24 protein-coding genes are annotated in these 21177 nt (G+C 37.8%); 9 read left to right on the top strand and 15 right to left on the bottom strand.

The features are described 5' to 3' along the window. Positions 1-3: 3 nt before the first annotated feature. Positions 4-786, top strand: a complete 783-nt coding sequence (locus PQ479_RS15995) for an ABC transporter ATP-binding protein (RefSeq protein ID WP_047987492.1) — start codon at positions 4-6, stop codon at positions 784-786. Further along, positions 761-1552 (top strand): ABC transporter permease, encoded by a 792-nt coding sequence (locus PQ479_RS15990; RefSeq protein WP_047987491.1) that lies wholly within the window; start codon positions 761-763, stop codon positions 1550-1552. The genes PQ479_RS15995 and PQ479_RS15990 overlap by 26 nt, the downstream gene beginning before the upstream one ends. A gap of 174 nt (positions 1553-1726) precedes the next feature. Here the strand turns inward: PQ479_RS15990 and ytkD are convergent, their stop codons facing one another. The 7 genes from ytkD to PQ479_RS15955 form a co-directional block, all read right to left on the bottom strand. Further along, positions 1727-2203 carry an RNA deprotection pyrophosphohydrolase gene (gene ytkD / locus PQ479_RS15985; RefSeq protein WP_047987490.1) on the bottom strand — a complete coding sequence of 159 codons (477 nt, stop codon included), beginning with the start codon at positions 2201-2203 and terminating at the stop codon, positions 1727-1729. A gap of 61 nt (positions 2204-2264) precedes the next feature. Then, positions 2265-3476, bottom strand: coding sequence for an MFS transporter (locus PQ479_RS15980; protein WP_047987489.1), 1212 nt, complete (start codon positions 3474-3476; stop codon positions 2265-2267). Positions 3477-3699: 223 nt separating this feature from the next. Further along, a complete protein-coding gene (locus PQ479_RS15975) occupies positions 3700-4191 on the bottom strand; it encodes a YwpF family protein (RefSeq protein WP_047987488.1) in 492 nt (163 codons plus the stop codon). Between the two features lie 166 nt (positions 4192-4357). Then, positions 4358-4552, bottom strand: coding sequence for a hypothetical protein (locus tag PQ479_RS15970; protein ID WP_047987487.1), 195 nt, complete (start codon positions 4550-4552; stop codon positions 4358-4360). Then, positions 4539-4676 (bottom strand): hypothetical protein, encoded by a 138-nt coding sequence (locus PQ479_RS15965; RefSeq protein ID WP_273717089.1) that lies wholly within the window; start codon positions 4674-4676, stop codon positions 4539-4541. The genes PQ479_RS15970 and PQ479_RS15965 overlap by 14 nt, the downstream gene beginning before the upstream one ends. Positions 4677-4833: 157 nt before the next feature. Continuing rightward, positions 4834-6009, bottom strand: coding sequence for a MalY/PatB family protein (locus PQ479_RS15960; protein ID WP_047987486.1), 1176 nt, complete (start codon positions 6007-6009; stop codon positions 4834-4836). Positions 6010-6047: 38 nt separating this feature from the next. Beyond that, positions 6048-7016, bottom strand: a complete 969-nt coding sequence (locus PQ479_RS15955) for a 2-hydroxyacid dehydrogenase (protein ID WP_047987485.1) — start codon at positions 7014-7016, stop codon at positions 6048-6050. Positions 7017-7241: 225 nt separating this feature from the next. Here PQ479_RS15955 and PQ479_RS15950 point away from each other — a divergent pair, with 225 nt between their 5' ends. From PQ479_RS15950 to PQ479_RS15940, 3 genes are all read left to right on the top strand, one after another. Further along, positions 7242-8795: an ABC-F family ATP-binding cassette domain-containing protein gene (locus PQ479_RS15950; protein WP_047987484.1), complete on the top strand. Its 1554-nt coding sequence runs from the start codon at positions 7242-7244 to the stop codon at positions 8793-8795. Positions 8796-8889: 94 nt separating this feature from the next. Further along, positions 8890-9540 (top strand): deoxynucleoside kinase, encoded by a 651-nt coding sequence (locus PQ479_RS15945; RefSeq protein WP_047987483.1) that lies wholly within the window; start codon positions 8890-8892, stop codon positions 9538-9540. Continuing rightward, entirely contained in the window at positions 9518-10174 is a 657-nt protein-coding gene (locus PQ479_RS15940) for a deoxynucleoside kinase (protein WP_047987482.1), read from the top strand. Before PQ479_RS15945 ends, PQ479_RS15940 begins: the two co-directional genes overlap by 23 nt. A 93-nt stretch (positions 10175-10267) precedes the next feature. Here PQ479_RS15940 and PQ479_RS15935 read toward each other — a convergent pair whose 3' ends face one another. The 5 genes from PQ479_RS15935 to PQ479_RS15915 all read right to left on the bottom strand — a co-directional run bounded on the left by PQ479_RS15935 (position 10268) and on the right by PQ479_RS15915 (position 14773). Then, positions 10268-10426 carry a hypothetical protein gene (locus PQ479_RS15935; protein ID WP_273717088.1) on the bottom strand — a complete coding sequence of 53 codons (159 nt, stop codon included), beginning with the start codon at positions 10424-10426 and terminating at the stop codon, positions 10268-10270. A 68-nt stretch (positions 10427-10494) separates the two neighbouring features. After that, positions 10495-11478 carry an aldo/keto reductase gene (locus tag PQ479_RS15930; protein WP_047987481.1) on the bottom strand — a complete coding sequence of 328 codons (984 nt, stop codon included), beginning with the start codon at positions 11476-11478 and terminating at the stop codon, positions 10495-10497. Between the two features lie 131 nt (positions 11479-11609). Next, positions 11610-12530: a glycine betaine ABC transporter substrate-binding protein gene (locus PQ479_RS15925; protein ID WP_047987480.1), complete on the bottom strand. Its 921-nt coding sequence runs from the start codon at positions 12528-12530 to the stop codon at positions 11610-11612. A 214-nt stretch (positions 12531-12744) separates the two neighbouring features. After that, complete coding sequence (locus PQ479_RS15920) at positions 12745-13587, bottom strand: ABC transporter permease (protein WP_047987479.1); 843 nt, start codon at positions 13585-13587, stop codon at positions 12745-12747. Next, on the bottom strand, positions 13556-14773 hold the full coding sequence (locus PQ479_RS15915) for a quaternary amine ABC transporter ATP-binding protein (RefSeq protein ID WP_047987478.1): 1218 nt from the start codon (positions 14771-14773) through the stop codon (positions 13556-13558). Before PQ479_RS15915 ends, PQ479_RS15920 begins: the two co-directional genes overlap by 32 nt. 400 nt (positions 14774-15173) lie before the next feature. On the opposite strand from PQ479_RS15915, the gene PQ479_RS15910 reads away from it, so the two are divergent. Then, positions 15174-15719, top strand: a complete 546-nt coding sequence (locus tag PQ479_RS15910; RefSeq protein WP_047987477.1) for a GbsR/MarR family transcriptional regulator — start codon at positions 15174-15176, stop codon at positions 15717-15719. Positions 15720-15758: 39 nt separating this feature from the next. Here PQ479_RS15910 and PQ479_RS15905 read toward each other — a convergent pair whose 3' ends face one another. Next, on the bottom strand, positions 15759-16397 hold the full coding sequence (locus PQ479_RS15905) for a restriction endonuclease (protein ID WP_273717087.1): 639 nt from the start codon (positions 16395-16397) through the stop codon (positions 15759-15761). 433 nt (positions 16398-16830) lie between these two features. On the opposite strand from PQ479_RS15905, the gene PQ479_RS15900 reads away from it, so the two are divergent. The 3 genes from PQ479_RS15900 to PQ479_RS15890 are packed head-to-tail and all read left to right on the top strand — an operon-like array spanning position 16831 to position 18957. Then, complete coding sequence (locus PQ479_RS15900; protein WP_047987476.1) at positions 16831-17556, top strand: SDR family NAD(P)-dependent oxidoreductase; 726 nt, start codon at positions 16831-16833, stop codon at positions 17554-17556. Beyond that, the gene (locus PQ479_RS15895; RefSeq protein ID WP_047987475.1) at positions 17553-18569 is read left to right on the top strand and encodes an S-adenosylmethionine:tRNA ribosyltransferase-isomerase; all 1017 of its coding nucleotides are present in this window, start codon (positions 17553-17555) and stop codon (positions 18567-18569) included. Before PQ479_RS15900 ends, PQ479_RS15895 begins: the two co-directional genes overlap by 4 nt. Positions 18570-18582: 13 nt before the next feature. Further along, positions 18583-18957, top strand: coding sequence for a VOC family protein (locus PQ479_RS15890; RefSeq protein WP_047987474.1), 375 nt, complete (start codon positions 18583-18585; stop codon positions 18955-18957). A 45-nt stretch (positions 18958-19002) separates the two neighbouring features. Here PQ479_RS15890 and PQ479_RS15885 read toward each other — a convergent pair whose 3' ends face one another. After that, complete coding sequence (locus tag PQ479_RS15885; RefSeq protein ID WP_047987473.1) at positions 19003-19647, bottom strand: response regulator; 645 nt, start codon at positions 19645-19647, stop codon at positions 19003-19005. A gap of 15 nt (positions 19648-19662) precedes the next feature. Next, positions 19663-21057: a GAF domain-containing sensor histidine kinase gene (locus PQ479_RS15880; protein ID WP_053070306.1), complete on the bottom strand. Its 1395-nt coding sequence runs from the start codon at positions 21055-21057 to the stop codon at positions 19663-19665. Between the last annotated feature and the right edge of the window lie 120 nt (positions 21058-21177).

The raw sequence follows: 21177 nt of genomic DNA, 5'->3' as shown, positions 1-21177 counted from the left end.
ACCATGTCACAAATCCATATCGATAACGTATCAAAAATATATTTAACAAAAGAAGAAGCCACCTTGGCTCTTGAAAACATTGATTTAACCATTGAGGAAGGTGAATTCATCTCGTTAATAGGACCAAGCGGCTGCGGAAAAACAACCTTACTTTCTCTGATTGCAGGTATTTTGAAACCGACTGAGGGAAAGATTTTGTTAGATAATCAGCAAGTTGATCCACAAACGACAAATGTCGGTTACATGCTGCAGCAAGATTATTTATTCCCATGGTTAACGATTGAACGAAATATAACTCTAGGTCAACATATTCGTCATCAAGATAATAAAATGGCCCAAAAGAAAGCCTTACATTTACTCGATGCAATGGGTTTGCTTGATAAAAGGTCCTTTTATCCAACACAGCTTTCCGGTGGCATGCGTCAACGTGTCGCTCTAGTAAGAATGCTCGCTTCTGAACCTTCTTTTATGCTTCTTGACGAACCTTTTTCTGCTCTTGATTACCAAACGAAATTAAAGTTAGAGGACCTCGTATTTGAAACATTAAAAAAGGAAGATAAAACAGCAATTTTAGTGACACATGATATCGGTGAAGCTATTTCGATGTCGGATCGTGTTGTTCTATTAAATACAAAGCCTGGCAGAGTGCATCGAATTTTTGAGATGCCTGAAGAAATTAAAGAATTAGTCCCTTTTGAGGCAAGACAAACTCAAGCCTATACCGAGCAATTCAATTTAATATGGGAGGAGTTGGAATCCCTTGAACCTCGGAAAGCTTCATCATAACTATCTTCAATCATTACGAAAACAAAAGTGGATTGTATTTAGCGTTCAGCTTTCGATACTGATTACCTTTATTTCTCTATGGGAAATCGCTGCAAGAGCGCAGTGGATTGATCCTTTACTTTTTAGCATGCCTTCAAGGATTTGGGATTTAATGGTGGCACGAATTCAAGATGGAAGTTTATTTTTGCACACCTCCTTTACGTTATTTGAGACAATCTTAGGCTTTTTAATTGGAACTTTAGTAGGCGTTCTACTGGCTGCATTACTTTGGTGGTCACCTTTTCTCCAAAAGGTACTAGATCCATATTTAGTCGTTTTAAACTCCATGCCTAAAGTGGCCTTAGGTCCTTTACTTATTGTTGGTTTAGGTCCAAACTTCACATCTATTTTAGCAATGGGGGCGTTAATTTCTGTTATTATTACAACCATTGTTGTCTATAGTGCTTTTCGTGAAGTTGATGTTAACTATATTAAGGTGCTACAAACCTTTGGTGCTACTAAAGGTCAGACTTTTGGTAATGCGATTCTACCTGCCTCGATGCCTACGATTATTTCTACGTTAAAAGTGAATGTCGGATTATCATGGGTAGGGGTCATTGTTGGAGAGTTTCTCGTTTCTAAACAGGGGTTAGGTTATTTAATCATTTATGGCTTCCAAGTATTTAATTTCACGCTCGTTTTAATGAGCTTAGTAGTCATCGCTATTTTGGCGACGGTTATGTATAAATTAGTTGAAATGCTCGAGAAACGGTTAATTCAATTTTAATGTGTAAAAGGTGCCTCCGAAATGGAGGCATCTTTTATATGAAAGTTAGCTAAGGGCGCTAGTTTTTCCCTTCGGATATCACTACGAACATGGGACACGCACCCTCAGGTGGGTGCTGAACTAACTTGCTAATGCAGCTGTTTGTTGACCTTTTTGCCTACTTGGTTATGGCACTCAATACAGTTGTCTATTTTTAACAACGGAAAGGCTTAATGGTAGAACTTTGTCCTTCATTATGAAGCTATACTCTTTTTGCTGATTGATTTGAGAGGGCCATTCGCTAACTAGTTGAGGTCCACTTGTCTCAAGGTAATCGTCATTGTGATCCATGGCATCTATCGTCGCATAAAAAATAGCCTTAGAAAAGCTTTCCTTCTTTCCACATACTCGGTACCAGCCAAGATAAGTTAACTCCTTTACTTTACCACCTGTTTCTTCATACACCTCTCGCTGACAAGCCTCTTCAAGCGTTTCACCTTTTTCAACTTTACCTCCCGGAAACTCTAGTCCCCGCTGAGAATGTTTGGTTAGTAACCATTGCTCCTGATAACGGCAGATTACCCAAACATGGTGAATATCCTGCGGTTTATCTTCGCGGTTAAAACTCAAGTAAATTTTGCAGCCATTCCAATCTTTAAATTGATAAGTCATCTTCTAACTCCTCACGATTTATACCTTAAGTATATAAGTCTATTCGAGAAAGAAGCAACGCTTACCAAGTATATTTTAATTTTTCACTAGCTTTTATCATAAATATAGCTATTAAAAAGATGAGAAAGCATAAGATTCCATTTACTAAGAAAAGAAATTGATGAGAGATTTTTATTAAAAATGTAAATACAGGTGGGCCAAGAGCTACACCTACAAACCTCATGGAGCTATAAAAAGAAGAAACCGATCCTCTTTGCTCCTTGACAATCCCTTCTGTAACAAAAGCATCCAGGCTTGGTAATGCAAAACCAATTCCGATCCCACTTACAAAAATACAGGTTAATAATACATAAATATCCTCTGTAAACGCAATGCAGCTAATCGAAATGGCTAGAAGCAATAGACCCATTACCGTCATACTTTTCATTTTCTTTAAATCTTGTCCAATATATTTCCCTGTAAAAAAAGAGCTAAAGCACAAAGCTGCTAAGGGAACAGCCAAGACAATTCCTTTTTTTACTCCTTCAATTTGATATTTATCCTCTAACATCGTTGATAAATAAAAAAGCACACCAAATAATACAAACATACAAACTCCACCAATAATAAATACGGCATATAACCATCTACCCTCACGCCTAAAAATACTTTTTAAGATTTTCAAAAAATCTGGTAGTTTGATTTTTTCGGTACTTAATGGAGGAGACTTCACGAGAAAAACCATTAACAAAATAGAAATAAAACAGAATATCGGGAATGAAAAAAACGGTAGATACCATTGTAAAGTAGCTAAGCTCGCTCCCAAAATTGGGCTTAACACTTTACCAAATGTATTAGAGGTCTCAATCGTACCTAGCCCTTTACTAACCTCCTGTTGATCTTGGTACATATCCCCAACTAAAGGCATAACTATCGGAGAGGCCCCAGCTGCTCCTACACCTTGCAAGAAGCGACCGACGAGAATAAGGTAGTAGGGATTGGCAACATATACAGCTGCAACACCAGAAACCAAGCCTCCAATTCCTGAGATAATGAGGCTAGGGATAATCACTTTTTTTCTGCCAATCTGATCAGATAAATAGCCCGCAATTGGAATACAAATGATCGCTACTACCGAATAGATGGTTATGAGCATACTTACTTGTAATGATGTAATTCCTAACTCTTTTTCGATCATCGGTAAGACAGGAATGAGCATGGAGTTTCCGAGCGTCATGACCAGAGGAATAGAGGCCATTGAAATGATCGCTAATTTTTTATTTTCACCTAACATGGCTTTTCCCCTTTATGAGAAGCTATTTACTTTTCAGTATGTGACATAAATCACATCCTATTCTTCATAAAAAGTGGCATAAAAAAAGAACCAACAGAGCTTGGTTCGAATTTTTTATGAAAGTTATTGAGGTGCAGTGCGAACATAGTGTGCTGCTCGTTGCTCCGGAAAATTATGCTCCGTCCTGTTGGTAACATAAAAGGTTAAAGGCAATCCAAGATTGTCATGCTAATCGGTAATCCCCTGTTTTCTCTAACTCTTGGTAGATTTCTTCTAATGTTCTTTGAGAGTAAGCTGTCAAATCAGCTTTTCTTCTTTTGAATTCGTCAATAAATTCTTCACCTTGATAGTTATCAGCAACTAAATCTTCAATAACATCTTCTAACACATCGTCTTTACCTAAAACAAGCTTACCCTTCATGAGAATACTTATTCCATTTGATAATTGGGTAATTTCGGATACTTTTGTAATAAGTGTTGCTGGGTAATTATCTTTTCTAGATATGACAACATCAAGTAATAAATCCTTGTCATCTTGTTGAACCTCACTAAAGAATGGAAAGAGATCTTTTTCTACTACTGCTTCGATTAGCCATGTTTGCTTGGAGTTCTCCATATTTATAATTAATCCACGATCCAATTTAAGTGATGATGTTGTTACTTTTCCTGACTCATTTTGTAATAAATAGATTGAGTAAAGCTTAAATGTTTTCATAATTTAACTCCTCCATTCCATTCGAACAATTCTATTTCTATTTAACCATATTAATGAATAGACAGCCAATTTTTTGTATGAAAGTGTAACTAAGGACGATGTATTCTTCTTCGAAGAGCGCTCCAGGAATGGGGGCTTTCCTCCTGCAGGAGCCGGCATGTTCGTTTTATAAGGAAGTGATATCATGATCTTGCCTTTTTTTGCACTTGCTCCCCTCTTCTTCAGTAACTTCTTCGATATCTAGTTTGGCTCGACTTCCAATCGGTCTTCTTTCGCATAAAAATAAAAGAGCTACTGCGATGGTAACATCAGTCAGTAACTCTTCATTAAAACGACTTAGTCTGTCTTTATACTTCTTCAAACAGTGCCTCTAATTTCTTTTCTTCAATCCACATAATTAGTTCTAATTCTTGTTTTGTCAAATTTCGATTAAGCTTACATTTAAAATCGTCGACTAACTCTAGAAATTGATTGATTTGTTTCATGTGCAAATATCTCCTTTTTCCACGTAAACTTTGTCAATCGGACAAGCTATACAACAATATATGTTTACTCACTTCAAAATATGACAGTCTTCATTCTTTCTTCCGTATAAGAATAATTCGTTATACAGATCTTAAATCCTTCATTAAATAATATTAATTAACTGATATTATCGTATGCTCTTTTTAACCTAGTTAATGCTTCCTCTACTATACTTGAAGGACAAGCTAAATTCATTCGCTCAAAGTTAGAACCTTCTTCACCAAACATTGCCCCATGGTTAAAACCAACCTTCGCTTCTTCAATTAACCATTTCTTCCGCTCAACTGGGTCCATATTTAAACCTGTGAAATCTAACCATAGTAAATAGGTTCCTTCAGGCTCCATCCACTTAATCTTTGGCATATGCTCGGTTATAAAGGTCGTGACTAACTGATAATTATGTTGAATATAAGTCATCAGTTCCTCCAACCAAGGCTCGCCATACGTATAAGCCGCTTCCATAGCCACTTCTGCAAAGCTATTATTCATACCTGTAAAAGTTGTTGCCATATATTTCTTGAACTCAAGACGCTTCGCCGCATCCTCTATGACGACGTAAGACGCTTGCATTCCCGCTAAATTAAATGTCTTACTAGGAGCTAAACAAGTGAAAATTCGATTACTCATCTCTAGATCGATGGAAGCAATCGGTGTATGAGTGAAGCCATCATATAATAGATCGGCATGAATTTCATCCGATACAATATATAGATTATGCTTTTTACAAATGGCTACAAGTCTTTCGAGCTCTGCTTTTTCCCAAACACGACCTCCAGGATTGTGTGGGTGACATAAAAGCAGCATTTTTGTATGATCCGTAATTTTTGATTCCAAATCCTCATAATCCATCTCATAACGTTGCCCATTATATTTCAGAGGATTTTTCACTAGCGTTCGTTCATTCTTTTCAATAACATCATAAAAAGGATAATAAACCGGTGATTGTATAATAATCTCGTCTGATTTTTTTGTAAATGTACAAATTAAATGACTTAAAGCTGGCACAACTCCTAACGTGTAAATAAAAGCGTTTTCCTGTACTTCCCAGCCGTATCTTCTTTTTAACCATGACTGTACAGCCTTATCCAGCGATTTTGCATGGGCTGGATATCCAAAGATGCCATGATCAGCTTTTTCCTTAATAGCTTCAATAACCGCATCAGGGGCCCGAAAGTCCATATCTGCTACCCATAAAGGTAAAACGTCATCGGAACCAAAACGTTCCTGTAACATGTCCCACTTTAAAGAATTCGTTCCTTTACGCTCGATTACTTGATTAAAACGTTCGCTCATTCTTCTTCCCCTTTCTTCAGACCATTGATTCATTTCGTTTATGAGTTCGGCACTTCATAAACGAGCTCTTTATTTGTTAATCCATTTATAATATTCGTTATCGTTACTTGTACCATCTCTTCTCTTGTTTCAACAGAAGCACTTCCGATATGTGGAATCGCTAATACATTATCTAGCTCAAGCAAAGGATGCTCTGCAGAAATAGGTTCTTTTTCAAAAACATCTAGGCCAGCTCCCTTAATCTCACCTGATTTCAGGGCTTCATAGAGAGCTTGCTCATCGACATTCGTACCTCGAGAAGAGTTAATCAAATAAGCCGTATTTTTCATTTTCTTAAATTGCTCTTTCCCAAGCATTCGATAGGTAGATTTTGAACCCGGGGCAAGCAACACAACAAAATCACTTTGCTCCAAAAGCTCATCTAACTGGCAATACGTTGCTCCAACCTCTTTTTCTGCTTCTTCATGGCGATTACGATTATGATAAAAAACGGCCATTGAAAATCCTTTTGCTCTTCGTGCCACACTTAAGCCGATTCGTCCCATACCGATAATACCAATTTTCGAACCATATACTTGTTTGCCTGTTAAGCCAAACGGACTCCAGCTTTTCCATTGATCATTTTTAATCATTTGTTGTCCTTGTGGCAGGTTACGTGCCACCGCTAATAACAGGGCAAACGTTAAATCCGCTGTAGCCTCCGTTAACACATAGGGAGTATGTCCAATCTTAATGCCTTTAGCCTTAGCTACTTCTAAATCAATATTGTCAAAACCAACGGCCAACGTACTGATAACCTTTAAGTTGTGAGCTTGTTCTAACGCATGCTTATCTAATTTATCTGACAGATTAGAGAAAACGGCATCCGCGGTTTTTAACTCTTCAACAAGTCTTTCATAAGGCATTGGTTCATCTTCTTTTTCAAACATAACAATCTCTGCGTTTGGTAGTTCGTTCAAAGGTTTCAATAATGCTGCAGGAATTTTCCTTGTAACTAATATTTTCATGAGCCAATCTCCTATCGTATGTAAAATCTTCTTCAATATGAGTAAGTTTACTATCAATCAAAACCTACCTAACACTTCCTTCCCTAGTATAGCACGGATCATGTCGATATTATGAATGGGACGCTTAAAAATCGCCAATGAATCCTTCAATTACCATATGATTTTTGTGATTATATGGTAAGATATGAGAAGAAATAATGTCCGATTTAGAAGAAGGGTGTCGTTATGAGTATTTTAACTGTATCTAATTTAAGTCATGGTTTCGGTGACCGAGCCATTTTTGAAAATGTTTCTTTTCGCCTTTTAAAAGGGGAGCATATCGGTTTAATTGGTGCGAATGGTGAAGGGAAATCAACCTTTATGAATATAATAACTGGCAAACTAATGCCAGATGCAGGAAAAGTGGAATGGTCAAAACGTGTTCGTGTTGGTTACTTAGACCAGCACACCGTTCTAGAGAAAGGGATGTCGATACGTGACGTTTTAAAAAGTGCCTTCCAATATTTATTTGATTTAGAACAAGATATGAATAACCTCTATGACAAAATGGGTGAGGTTACACCTGAAGAGCTCGAGAAAATGTTAGAAGAAGTTGGCGTGATCCAAGATATATTAACGAACAATGATTTTTATATCATTGATGCAAAAGTAGAAGAAATTGCTCGTGGTTTAGGTTTAGAAGAGATTGGGCTCGACCGAGATGTTACGGATTTAAGTGGTGGGCAACGTACGAAAGTCTTACTAGCTAAACTACTTCTTGAAAAGCCAGATATTCTTTTACTCGATGAACCGACAAACTATCTAGATGAACAACATATTGAATGGTTAAAGCGCTACTTATTGGAGTATGAAAATGCATTTATTTTAATATCACATGATATTCCCTTCTTAAATAGCGTTATTAACTTAATTTATCATATGGAAAACCAAGAATTAAATCGTTATGTTGGCGATTATGACCATTTCTTAGAAGTCCATGAGATGAAAAAGCAACAATTAGAGTCAGCTTATAAGCGGCAGCAACAAGAGATTTCTCAACTAAAAGACTTTGTTGCAAGAAATAAAGCACGCGTATCAACGCGCAATATGGCCATGTCGCGTCAGAAAAAATTAGATAAAATGGATATCATTGAACTAGCAAAGGAAAAGCCAAAACCGCAATTCAACTTTAAGGAAGCTAGAACACCTAGCAAGACTATTTTTGAAACGAAAGAGTTAGTTATTGGGTACAATGAGCCACTCTCAAAGCCTCTTAATTTAAGAATGGAACGTGGTCAGAAAATTGCCCTAGTAGGTGCGAACGGGATTGGTAAAACAACGTTATTAAAGAGTCTTTTAGGTATTAATCCCGCTCTTTCCGGTACGATCGAACGCGGTGATTATCAAGAGATTGGTTACTTCGAACAAGAGGCTAAAAGTACAGATAATACGTGTATTGATGAGATTTGGAGTGAGTTCCCTTCCTTAACTCAGGCCGAAGTACGTGCTGCCTTAGCCAAGTGTGGCTTAACGACTAAACACATTGAAAGTAAAATTGTTGTGCTTAGTGGCGGAGAGAAGGCAAAAGTTCGTCTTTGTAAGCTCATTAACAATGAAACGAATATTCTTCTATTGGATGAGCCAACAAACCATTTAGATGTAGATGCCAAAGAAGAACTGAAAAGGGCTTTACAAGCGTACAAAGGCAGTATTTTATTAATTAGTCACGAACCAGAGTTTTATCAGGATGTCGTTACGGATGTTTGGAATGTCGAGGATTGGACGACGAAATTAGTCTAACAAGACTAAACTGTTTGTAGCTAGATTTCTCTTTCAGGAAGTCTAGTTTACAACAGTTGCGGCTCTTTAAAACAAGAACACGAGGAGGTTTAGTATGCAGGATACACCTTTTATTGCGATTGAAGGTCCTATTGGTGTAGGAAAGACTTCATTAGCTCAAGCTATTTCTCAGTATTTTCACTACCCGATTTTAAAGGAAATCGTTGATGAGAATCCTTTTTTAAGTAAATTCTATGAAGATATTTCTGAATGGAGCTTTCAAACGGAGATGTTTTTTCTCTGCAATCGCTTTAAACAGCTTGAAGATATACATAAGCAATACCTTTTGAAGCATCTTCCAGTTGTTGCTGACTATCATATTTTAAAGAACTTAATTTTTGCTCAGCGGACCTTATCAGACAAGCAGTACGAGAAATATTATAAAATATTTGAAATCCTCACTGAAGATATGCCAAAGCCAAATGTTATTATATACCTTCAAGCAAGTCTACCTACACTGCTAAAGAGAATTGCACTTCGTGGTCGTGAAATGGAACAAAATATTGATCCAACCTATTTAGAGCAATTAAGCTCAGACTATGAAAAAGCGATCGACCTTTTTGAAAAAGAGAATCCCTCTATACCGATTATTCGATTGGATGGAGATAAGCTCGATTATGTGAATAACCAAGCAGATTTAGAAAAAATCATACAACAACTCGAACATAAAGGAGTCGTTCCTCTTGAATCTACGAGAAAAATATAATATACCTTCCAATGCTGTGATTACAATTGCCGGAACGGTTGGCGTCGGTAAATCAACGATGACCCAAAAGCTTGCTGAGGCCCTACAATTTCATACATCATTTGAAAATGTTGATCATAACCCTTATCTCGATAAATTTTATGCTGATTTTGAACGCTGGAGCTTTCACTTACAAATCTATTTCCTTGCTGAACGATTTAAAGAGCAAAAAAAGATGTTTGAATTGGGTGGTGGATTCATTCAGGATCGCTCAATTTATGAAGATACAGGTATTTTTGCAAAGATGCATTTTGATAAAGGAACGATGAATCCAACTGATTATGCAACGTATACAAGCCTTTTTGATGCGATGGTTATGACTCCTTATTTCCCACACCCAGACGTACTGATCTACCTTGAAGGCGACCTTGATCATGTCATTAATCGCATTCATGAACGTGGCCGTGATATGGAGCAGCAAACACCACTTACATACTGGCAAGAAATGCATGGACGTTATCAAAATTGGATTCATGAATTTACTGCCTGTCCCGTTTTGAAATTAAATATTAAAGACTATGATTTATTAGAAGATGATGGAGCGACAGAAGAGATTGTGGCACAAATCTCTCAACTAATGAAGCAGCATGTCTAAAAGTACACATCAACAAAACCACCTTATGCAAGGTGGTCTTGTTTTGTATAGATTGGAGCTTTGCCATGTGTGTTTGGTATCATTAATAGTGCCTTATGAAACCCATTTCTTCGTATTAGGTACGTCCTCATCTTCTTCCATTTGCTCCATTTTCCAATAGTAGACCTTTGGTAAATGCTGATACGATACATATTCTTGCCATACAGAAAGAATAACGAACAATAGACCTTGAATATCCACCCCTTTGACCATACGAACATCCCTCCTTACTGATTTCTATGCTAAAAAGGAATTGTCCTAGTCTTGAGTGCTGCCACTTTTTAGTAAGGTCCGCGAATGTAACCTTCTACATAGTCCTGGTAAAACGCCTGCAATTTCCCCAACTCCGCGTCCGAAAATTTCTTTTGCTCGGCTGAACCTAAATTACTAATAACTTGTTTTTTTGTTTTAAAACCTGGAATTGCACAAGTAATACCTTGTTGATCGAGTACCCATCGAATCGCCGCTTGCCCCATCGAATCACGACCGTCCTCAATCCATTTGAGCTGTTCAGATAGTGCCACTCCTTTTTTAAAACCTAAGCCAGCAAAAGTCTCTCCAACATTAAAGGCCTCTCCATTTTCGTTAAAAGAACGATGGTCATCCTTTTCAAACTGATAATCTAGCGAAAACTTTCCAGTTAATAAGCCACTTGCTAATGGTACCCTGGCTAATATACCAACACCCTTTTTTTCAGCTTCAGGAAATAATTGCTCTAACGGTTTTTGACGGAAAATATTAAAGATCACTTGTAGTGCTTGGACGTTAGGATGCTCCAAACAAATGAGCCCTTCTTCTACCGTTTCAACACTCACACCATAATGTTTAATTTTCCCTTCCTTTTGAAGGCGATCTAAAACATCAAACACTTCACCTTCTTTTAAAATATCCGTTGGTGGGCAATGAATCTGATAAAGGTCAATCGCTTCACGGCCTAATCTTTTTAAACTCGCTTCGCAATATTCTCTCACTTTATCATAGGAATAATTATCTCGTGCTTGTAAGTTACCTTGCCGACAAAATTTCGTCGCAAAATAGATCTGCTCCTCTTTTCCTTTGGTAGCCTTAGCCAAGAGCTCCTCACTATGACCATCGCCATAAACATCAGCCGTATCAAAGAAATTCACACCTGCTTCTATCGCATAATGAAGAGCATCGAGTGATTGCTCATCACTCGTTTTCCCCCATGATCCACCAATCGCCCATGTTCCTAAACTGACTTCACTTACTTTTATACCTGTTTTACCTAGTGGTCGATATTCCATCATCACAAGCCCCCTTTTTCTTATACACATTATTTTATCAATAAAGCTATTATTTTCATAATTTTTAGTTTATTACACCTAAAAAAAAGCCTCATTTAGCTTTTAACTAAATAGGCTTTTCTACAAAATCGTTAGTTATTCAAATCTTCGATCGAGTCAATATCCATATAAGTTGGTACGACTAAACCAATCTTAGCACCTTCTAAGTTTGGTCCTAAATCATCAACTTGATCTTGATATAGATCCCATTGCGATCCGTGTGTTGCTGGTAACCAAGCGGCTACCATTGCATCCGCTTCACCTGAAGCAACAGCTTCCCACATAAAGCTATTTTCTAGTACACTAATTTCTACATTATAACCAACGCTCTCTAACACTAATTCCATTAAATGAGTAGATGCAATTTCTGAATCCCATGCTACAAATGCTAAAGAAATTGCGTCGCCATCAACATGATTAACGCCATCTGTCCATTCTGCAACCTTATCTTGGTTATTGTCAAACCATTCTTGGGCAGCAGCTTCTGGGTCTGCACCGTTATTAATATCATTCATAATTACACCCATATCATCTTCTGTCCAGAAGAAGTTGCCTAACACCTCTACAGCCTCTGGCATTTCATCCGCTAAACCAAGGCGAGTGATTGTATGAATATCTTCCGCTGCCCCAAAAACACCTTCCGGATCCTCTAGATACTTAAGATCATACTCAGCAAATTTCCAATGTGGATTCCAACCAGTGACCACAATTGGTTCCTCATTATCAATCGCCGTTCCAAGAGCACTTGTCATCGCTGCCGATGAACTCATTTGAACTTCATAACCCTCTAAGTCATATACATCTAATGCGTCTTGAGCTGCAGCTACAACACCTGCTCCTGCATCAATGCCAGTAATCGTGTAATCCAGTGATTCTGCTACGGCTGTAGAAGATTCTCCGTCATCTCCGTTTGTGTCGTTGTTTGCTGTGTCATCATCAGTTCCACATGCTGCTAATACAAGTGCTGCTGATAAACCTAGTGCCAAACCTGTACGTTTCCAAGTCTTATTCATAATTGACCACTCCTTATAAGTTAGTATCTATTAATCAAAGCCTTTTTATAGCTTGATTACGTGTTTTGTATGAAAGTTGGTGCGTTGTTCACCGCTACCGAAAATTATGCTCCGAGACCACCGCGTGGTGCTGAGCTAGTCGGCTATGTCGCTGGATTTCTAGCTTTCGCCACACATTCCGCGGGAGTCGTTCCCACATCTTTCTCTTTCGTATTTATCCTTCTTCTTTTTTACTATTAAAGCTTTGTGTGAGTCGGTCTAGGATGATGGCTATTATAACAATCGCGATTCCTGTTTCGAAACCTTTTCCTTCATTATTTTGTCCAACCGCATAATAAACCTCTTGTCCAAGACCTCGTGCTCCAATCATGGCAGCAATAACAACCATAGATAGAGCTAACATAATACTTTGGTTAACCCCTGCCATAATTGTTCCTTTTGCCATTGGCAGTTCCACTTTAAATAGCTTCTGTGCAGGTGTAGATCCGAATGCATCGGCCGCTTCGATAAGCTCGTTCGAAACTTGTCTAATTCCTAAATTCGTTAATCGAACTGTCGGTGGCATTGCAAAAATGACAGAGGCAACAACTCCAGGAACCATACCAATGCCAAAGAAGGCAACAGCAGGAATTAAGTATACAAATGCAGGCATTGTTTGCATTAAATCTAACATCGGTTTTAGGATGCTTTCGACAATTTTACTCTTAGACATCCAGATACCTAATGGAATTCCAATCACTAATGCAATAAAAGCACTCGTTAAAACAAGAGCGAGCGTTAACATCGCTCCATCCCAATAACCTAAGTTATAAATTAAATAGAGTCCAATTAATGTGAATATAGGTAAACCAATTTTTTTCTTACTGACTAATACAGCTAAACCAACAACAATAATGATGAATAACCATGCTGGTGGAAAAGTAAGAATGTCTTCAAATCGATCAACTAACCATCCAATCCCGTTACGAATGACATCAAAAAATCCAGCTGCACCTCTTAACCAAGTAACAAAACTATCAATCCATTCAGCTAGTGGTAGACGCGGTATTGAATCCATTAAAATCCACCTCCGTTCCAGATAAAGCACCAAGGACTGCTCCGCGGACGATAATGCCACGTAATTTTCCATCCTCAACGACAGAAATAGGAATTGAACTTGTTGATAACGAATCCATTAAATCATGTATGGATGTATCTAAAGTAACTCTCGGCACATCTTTATCAATAATTTCTTGTAAATCATTTTTCTGTTCTTTTATTAATCGAGAAACGTCAGTAGCATGGACAACACCAATCAATTCCTTTGCTCGGTTCGTCACATATATGCTTGATAATCCAGCATCCTTCATCCTTTGAATCGCTACACGCGGACCATCTTTTTCATAATTAATCGTTTCTGGACGTATCATAACATTCTCTGCCGTTAATACTTTTGAACGGTCAACATCTTCTACGAACTTTTCTACATATTGATTTTCAGGCTGAGTCAAAATTTCTTCAGGTGTTCCTACTTGAACTAATGCCCCATCCTTCATAATCATAATACGGTCACCAATTCTTAAGGCCTCATCCAAATCATGCGTAATAAAAATGATCGTCTTTTGCATCTTTTCTTGTAATTCTAAAAGCTCATCCTGCATGTCCTTTCGAATTAAAGGGTCCAATGCGGAGAAAGCTTCATCCATTAATAAAATATCAGGTTCATTCGCTAACGCCCTTGCTAAACCAACACGTTGCTGCATCCCACCCGATAATTCATTCGGATACTTCGTTTCATATCCTGAGAGGCCAACCAATTCAATGGACTCCATTGCTTTAGCTTTTCTTGTTGCTTTTGGTATCCCTTGTACCTCAAGACCGTACTCAACATTCGCTAAAATGTTTCGATTCGGGAACAATCCGAATTTTTGGAAAACCATCCCCATTTTCTTTCTACGAACTTCTCTTAATGTCTTACTATCCATCTTCGCTAAATCTTCACCATCTAACCAAACGCTTCCAGCAGTAGGTTCAATAAGACGATTTAACAGCCGAATAATCGTTGACTTACCACTACCAGACAACCCCATGATGACAAAGATTTCACCATTTTCAATTTCAAAGCTAGCTTGATTAACGCCAACGGTCATTCCTGTTTCTTTTAATACATCTTCTTTTGTTTTCTTTTGATTTAGAAGATCCATCGCCTTTTTTGTCTTCTTACCAAAGACTTTTGTGAGACCTTCCACTTTTACTTTTGCCACGTTTACGTTCACCTCACTTACTTTTTTCTCTCAATATCCGACTTACCTACTATAGCCTTTTAAAAAAATTACGACAATCTTGATATTCTGTATATATCGTCTATTTATTACGTACAGTTTAAACTGTACAAAATATACAGGAATGATCCTTAGAAATGCTAGCTTATCCTTACATATCATCACTTTTAAGAAACTACCACGTTTTTAACTTTTTTGATACGATACATGAAGAAGTCCGAATTAAGAGTGACGAATAAGCTTTACCCTTTTATAATTATGTATAAACCTAAAATAAATAATTATTTATTTGGGATAATTTGAAAGAATCGATTTTTCACTATGAAAATGGGAATGGACAAAAAGAAACCGATGATATCTTTCTGGGGAGGACAAACTAAATATGGTTGATCACATCAACAATAAAAGTTGGGAAAAGCTCGAGCAAGCTCGTGAAGAATTTTCTCATGAATTATCAAAAAATATTCATATGTACGGGATATCACAGTCAGTTGGACGTTTATATGGAACGGTTTTATTTGCTGAAGAGCCTATGACGCTTGATGAAATGAGTCAATCGATTGGCATGAGTAAAACGAGTATGAGTACCGGCATTCGTACGTTACTCGAGGCTAATATGGTCGATCGCGCTTGGCAAAAAGGGGTTCGAAAAGATCTTTATCAATCAGAGGATGATTGGTATAAATCATTCTCCACTGTATTTGTTAAACGCTGGAGGAATTCTGTTGATAATAACTTAAAGGCCGTCGAACAACATTGTTCAACGCTGGAAAGTCTCTCTAATTTTGAAGATGAGAGCCTCCAGAATGCGGTTCAAAACGACTTAATCAAAATGGAACATGCTCGTAACTACTATAGCTGGCTGAACGAAGTTATCCACTTATTTGAATCTGGGGAAATTTATAATATTATTCCAAAAAAGGAATGAAAGAACAAGAGCTAGATGCCTATTCTTATCTAGCTCTTGTTATCGTTTATAATAATAGTCGCCTACTTTTAAAATGTGACGCTCCGTATCCAATTGTTCTAAAGAATTTTCATATTGGTACGGTTCAACAACAAATGCTTCCTCCATAAATAGGCGAGCCTGCTCCACTTTTCCTTTTTTTAAAAGCTTTATAATATGTTCTACCCCGTCTCGGTCAATAATTCCAATTTGGGTTGCCAAAGCTAATTGATAGCAAGGGTCTGAAATTCGTGAACTCGTTGTAACAATCAAACCTCTTTTTGCCTCATAAAATGCCTGTGCTGCATATACTTCTTGAACGGCCGTGAGCCCCAATTTATCAGAATATCGCTTGGCTTGCAGGACAGTCTTTTCTAAATGTTGATTATAAAAAATCATATCTGCCCCAAAATCTCTGCTTTTTTTTGTTAAATAAATATCTTTAAACCCAAGTGCTGCAAACAAGACAACTAAATAATCCTCAAAGTCATGACCTGACATTTTATCAATATCAGCTAACGAAATTTTCGTTAGGTCATACTTTTTACTTCTAAGCTTTTTTATCCACAACCAAAAACAGACTGTCATAAGTAATAGAACAATAATACCCATCATCAGTAATTGTAACAATTCCAAAAGAACATCATCCATTCTTCTCATTTGGTTCACCTTTATTTTACTACAATCTACCATACAAATACAAACAAATGTTTGCTATGAATCTACATCTATAGTTGTAGATACTCTCCTTCCATTTTATTACTTATCCTCCCAACCAATCCCCGATGTTTAAAAAACGATTCAAACATACAATGTACATAGAAACATGACACAACTACTCATTCATGGCGAAGCCGATTCACGTTTGCCCCTTGACTGGTGGCATTTTTGTTCAATATGCCTTTGCTTCTTGGTTTGTTAACTTTTATTACCTTTCATTCATCTATTTTGTATGAGAAGTTTGCTAACCAAGAAGCCTGCACTAACCAAAGCGGAGGGAATGGCGGGTGCTGAACTCCCTTCTCGGAGCGAGCTTCGAAGAAGAGCACACCAGCTTTAGTACACTTTCATACAAAACGAAAGGATGATTAACATGAAAAAAACACAAGAAGTTATCATGATTACAGGCGCCTCTAAAGGATTAGGCGAACAACTGACATACCATTTTGCAAGCAAACAACAGAAACTCATCATCTGCTCAAGAAACATCCATGAACTAAATCAAGTAAAAAGAAAAGCAGAAGCATTAGGTGCTACCATTATCGCAATAGAAGCCGACGTATCTAACTATCAGGACGTTGACCGCCTTGTCTCCGTTGCGGAAGAACAATTTGGTCACATCGACACGCTCATTAACAACGCATCCATTTTTGGTCCTGGACCAACGGAATTAATTGATTACCCAGAAATACATTTTAACCATGTACTCCAAATTAATATTCTTAACCCATTTTTAGTTACAAAAAGAGTTCTATCAGGCATGTTAAATCGTGAAGAAGGGCTCATCATTAATATAACCTCTGCTGCAGGAAAAACGGGATTTGCTGAATGGGGAGCTTACGGTATCTCTAAATTTGCACTTGAAGGTATGGTACAAACGTGGGCGGATGAACTTGAGGGAACAGGTGTGCATACTTGCTTAATCGATCCAGGAGAAATGAATACAACGATGCATGAAATCGCTGTTCCAGATTGCGATTACCCGCTACTCGAGCCCGCCCAACTACTTCCTTTGTTTGATCAAATTATGGAAGAAAGATACAAATCAAACGGTAAGCGCTATAACATTGAGGATTACCTGAATGGAGATTCGATATGAACGATACCTTATCTACCAATAATCAAACCTTTCAAATCCCCTCTGAACTAAACGCAGAAGCACCAATCGAATATAGTAAGGGCCAAAGAGATCGCGTACAATTATTAACATTAGATAGGAAAACAGGTACAATTAACGATCAAACATTGCTAGATTTACCACATCTATTACAAACAGGAGACTTACTCGTTTTCAATCGAAGCAGAACCATACCTGCTGTCTTAAAAACGTCTGACCAGCAAACGGAAATACGATTAGCTAGAAAAATCACCGATACTGTTTGGGAAGCAATTTTATTCCCTGATTCATCACAGACGTTACTCAAACTCCCTGAAAATGTGCAGATCAAGATAATCGGAAAAGGAAGCGAGTCTCCACTTATCAAGATTCAATTTGAACAACTGAAAGAGCCAGTCTTGTCTTATTTACACAAATATGGCACACCTATTCGCTACGAATATATTAATAAAAACTGGCCACTTTCAGATTATCAAACGATGTTTGCATCCGTTCCTGGTTCAATTGAAATGCCTTCTGCAGGACGTGCTTTTACATGGAGTCTTATCAAGAAATTGAAAAAAGTAGGTATTCGAATAGCCTTTTTAGAATTACATGCTGGCATTAGCTATTATGGAAATGATCATTGGCCAAATCCACTTTTTCACCCTGAAGCCTATTCGGTTCCAGAACAAACATTCACAGATGTTATCGAAACAAAAAGGAATGGCAATCGTGTTATCGCTGTAGGGACAACCGTTGTCCGTGCCCTTGAGACCGTCGCTTTAAACAAGCATTCACCTACCCTTTCAGGGCATACGAACTTATATGTCACCGGTGATACATCACTAAATTTCGTCGATGGGCTCCTAACTGGTTTGCATGAACCTGAAACTAGCCACCTCCATATGCTTCGTGCCTTTACAAAAGAAGAGTATGTACGGAGAGCCTATCACCATGCACTCAATCATAGGTATCTCTGGCATGAGTTTGGTGATATTAATTTGATTCTTTAGTGAGGGGAAGTAAATGAACGTACATCATATTGGTATCGAAGTTACGGATTTATCAAGAAGTACACATTTCTATCAAAGATATTTTCAGGCCCAAATCATTAATCATTTTTTTATTAATAACGAAGAGATCATCTTTTTAAAAATTGGTTCCTTTCTTTTAGAACTCTCTTATATTAAAGGTTCCACCGAAAAACAAATAGCAAGGCATCAGCCTATTCACTTCGCTATTGAAGTCCCCTCTTTAGTTGGTCAAATGAATCTACTAAAGCAAGCTGGCTTATATCCGATAGAAGGACCTTTTCAACTTAGCAACGGCTGGAAGATTGCCTATTACGAAGGGGTTGAAAAGGAAATCATCGAGCTTATCAGTACGGAGGAAAAACCCTAATCTCATATGAAATTAGGGTTTTATTTTAGACATAACTCTTTGTCTCTAAAACTGAACAACCTTATTTTTTATAGCAAATAGAGCGGCTTGTGTTCGGTCTTGCACATCAATTTTTTGAAAAATATTTGATATATGTGTTTTAACCGTTTTTTCAGTAATCGCCAAACTTATACCAATCTCTTTATTACTTTTCCCCGTCGCAATCTCCTGTAATACGTCTATCTCACGTTTTGTTAGAGAAGCTACTCGCCTTTCATCTTCGGATTGTGGCTGAGCGATCCGTGTCAGAACAAATTTTGTTACTTTATCATGCAGTTTATGCTCTCCCTGATAAACTGCTTGTATCGTTTCAGCTAGCTGTTCTGGTTCAATATCCTTTAATTGATAACCACTAGCTCCAGCCTTTAATGCTGGAATCACATGGTCTTGTTCAGAGAAGCTACTGAGGACTAATACTTTCACATTAGGAAATTGAGCAACTATGTGTTCCGTCGCTTCAATACCGTCCATAACAGGCATCATCACATCCATAAGAACTACATCCGGCTTTAGCTTTCCAACTAATTTTATTGCCTCATCTCCATTTTCAGCATCACCGACAACTTCAAATTGATCCATCGTTTCCAGGAAAAAAATCAAACCCTTCCGCACGACTGTATGATCATCTACAATTAAAAGTTTTATCCCCATGTTATCGCCTCTTTTTCATGTTGTAGGAACTTCAATTACAATCGAAGTCCCATTTCCAGCGTTTGAATGTACTTGTACCGTTCCACTGACTTCCTTGATTCGTTCTGCCATTGTTTTAAGACCGATACCCGTAGTCGACTTTTCTGGTTTAAAACCTACACCATGGTCCTTAATCAGAACTTGAACACATTCAGAGGAGAATTGAAAAGTAACAAATAATTCAGTGACACCACTATGTTTTTTTGTATTATTCATAGCCTCTTGAATCACTCGCCACAAACACAGTTCCTGCTCATCAGTTAACCCTTTTAAGCCCTTTGCTTCAATATGAACCACCAGCCCCAGTAGCTGCCCGTATTTTTGAATGGCTGCTACAAGCCCAAACTCTAAACCTTCTGGCCTCAGCTGATAGATTAATTGTTTCAGCTCCTTCAAAGCTTCCGTACCTAAGCTATGAATCGATTGAATAGAAGCGTTTATGTGTTCATCCTTTACTCTCTTTTCCAAACCCTTTGCATGTAAAATGAGGGAAAACAATAGTTGATTCACCGAATCATGTAGGTCGCGGGCCAGACGATTACGTTCCTCTGTGCGTACAATGTTTTGTTTCCTTCGTTCAATTTCAATTTTTTCAAGTTGGAGGGAGAGGTGGGTAGCAATCTCTTGAAGAACCATCGTACTGCCCTGCGAGAAAGAATCTGAAAAAACAACTAATTGTAGGTCTGAATCTTTAAAGCCGACCTTTATCTTTCTTTGCTGACGGTTCCTTTGCCCAAAATTGTATACACTTTCTTGTGCTTGAACTTGTAAACCACTCCAATGAAACAACTTCATTAACGTTTCACTTGTATGCACTAGAAATTCCTGCTCATTACTCCACTCTGTTTGCAGGGCAAGATAACTGCCAAGCTTTGATAACAACATGGTTCGTTCCTGTTCTTGCAAAAATAGCTGAAATCTCTTCACTGCCGCACCCATTTGATAAGCAACCGTCTCTAATAACTCAAGCTCAGTTTCATCAAATTCATCGATATGTGCCGACGCGACATTCATAATTCCTAAGCCTTCTATTCCAGCTCGAATCGGAATCGTTGCATGTCGCTCTAAATTATCAGTGCCACCCCAATTATATAAATTGGCTTGCTCAAGCCTTTTACAATTCATAATATTAACAGCATGAGGTAACTCATTATTTTTATATTTATTCATACACCAGCAACCACCTTGTTTAAGCGGGAGGCAATCCTGATACTTTAATCCTTCTGGTAAACCCGACGCAGCAACTAAACGATGTTGTCCAACTTCGTCAATTAAAAAGATCCAACCGCTTTCGATACCTGTTGTTTCTAATAATGTTTCAAGGACAGCTTGTAACATGTCTTCAAGGTTTTCACCTTGATTTAATGTCATTGATATTCTTCTTAACGTATTTAGTACCGTCACTTCATCACAATCCCTTAACCTTCAATCTATGTTTTCATTGTACATGATTTTTCAGGAGACGTCCTAGTAATGAACGAATTTTCTGAA

This window comes from Alkalihalobacillus pseudalcaliphilus, from assembly GCF_028610675.1.
GTDB lineage: Bacteria > Bacillota > Bacilli > Bacillales > Bacillaceae_D > Alkalihalobacillus > Alkalihalobacillus pseudalcaliphilus.
Note: the sequence above shows the minus strand (reverse complement) of the source record. Positions and strands in the feature narration are given on the sequence as shown.

Coding starts and splice junctions, on each gene's coding strand:
- PQ479_RS15895 (WP_047987475.1), top strand. CDS start 17,553: ATGAACGATACCTTATCTACCAATAATCAAACCTTTCAAATCCCCTCT.
- PQ479_RS15910 (WP_047987477.1), top strand. CDS start 15,174: ATGGTTGATCACATCAACAATAAAAGTTGGGAAAAGCTCGAGCAAGCT.
- PQ479_RS15905 (WP_273717087.1), bottom strand. CDS start 16,397: ATGAGAAGAATGGATGATGTTCTTTTGGAATTGTTACAATTACTGATG.
- PQ479_RS15960 (WP_047987486.1), bottom strand. CDS start 6,009: ATGAGCGAACGTTTTAATCAAGTAATCGAGCGTAAAGGAACGAATTCT.
- PQ479_RS15980 (WP_047987489.1), bottom strand. CDS start 3,476: ATGTTAGGTGAAAATAAAAAATTAGCGATCATTTCAATGGCCTCTATT.
- PQ479_RS15950 (WP_047987484.1), top strand. CDS start 7,242: ATGAGTATTTTAACTGTATCTAATTTAAGTCATGGTTTCGGTGACCGA.
- PQ479_RS15925 (WP_047987480.1), bottom strand. CDS start 12,530: ATGAATAAGACTTGGAAACGTACAGGTTTGGCACTAGGTTTATCAGCA.
- PQ479_RS15885 (WP_047987473.1), bottom strand. CDS start 19,647: ATGGGGATAAAACTTTTAATTGTAGATGATCATACAGTCGTGCGGAAG.
- PQ479_RS15880 (WP_053070306.1), bottom strand. CDS start 21,057: ATGACATTAAATCAAGGTGAAAACCTTGAAGACATGTTACAAGCTGTC.
- PQ479_RS15890 (WP_047987474.1), top strand. CDS start 18,583: ATGAACGTACATCATATTGGTATCGAAGTTACGGATTTATCAAGAAGT.
- PQ479_RS15935 (WP_273717088.1), bottom strand. CDS start 10,426: ATGGTCAAAGGGGTGGATATTCAAGGTCTATTGTTCGTTATTCTTTCT.
- PQ479_RS15920 (WP_047987479.1), bottom strand. CDS start 13,587: ATGGATTCAATACCGCGTCTACCACTAGCTGAATGGATTGATAGTTTT.
- PQ479_RS15955 (WP_047987485.1), bottom strand. CDS start 7,016: ATGAAAATATTAGTTACAAGGAAAATTCCTGCAGCATTATTGAAACCT.
- PQ479_RS15995 (WP_047987492.1), top strand. CDS start 4: ATGTCACAAATCCATATCGATAACGTATCAAAAATATATTTAACAAAA.
- PQ479_RS15930 (WP_047987481.1), bottom strand. CDS start 11,478: ATGGAATATCGACCACTAGGTAAAACAGGTATAAAAGTAAGTGAAGTC.
- ytkD (WP_047987490.1), bottom strand. CDS start 2,203: ATGACTTATCAATTTAAAGATTGGAATGGCTGCAAAATTTACTTGAGT.
- PQ479_RS15975 (WP_047987488.1), bottom strand. CDS start 4,191: ATGAAAACATTTAAGCTTTACTCAATCTATTTATTACAAAATGAGTCA.
- PQ479_RS15945 (WP_047987483.1), top strand. CDS start 8,890: ATGCAGGATACACCTTTTATTGCGATTGAAGGTCCTATTGGTGTAGGA.
- PQ479_RS15900 (WP_047987476.1), top strand. CDS start 16,831: ATGAAAAAAACACAAGAAGTTATCATGATTACAGGCGCCTCTAAAGGA.
- PQ479_RS15965 (WP_273717089.1), bottom strand. CDS start 4,676: ATGAAACAAATCAATCAATTTCTAGAGTTAGTCGACGATTTTAAATGT.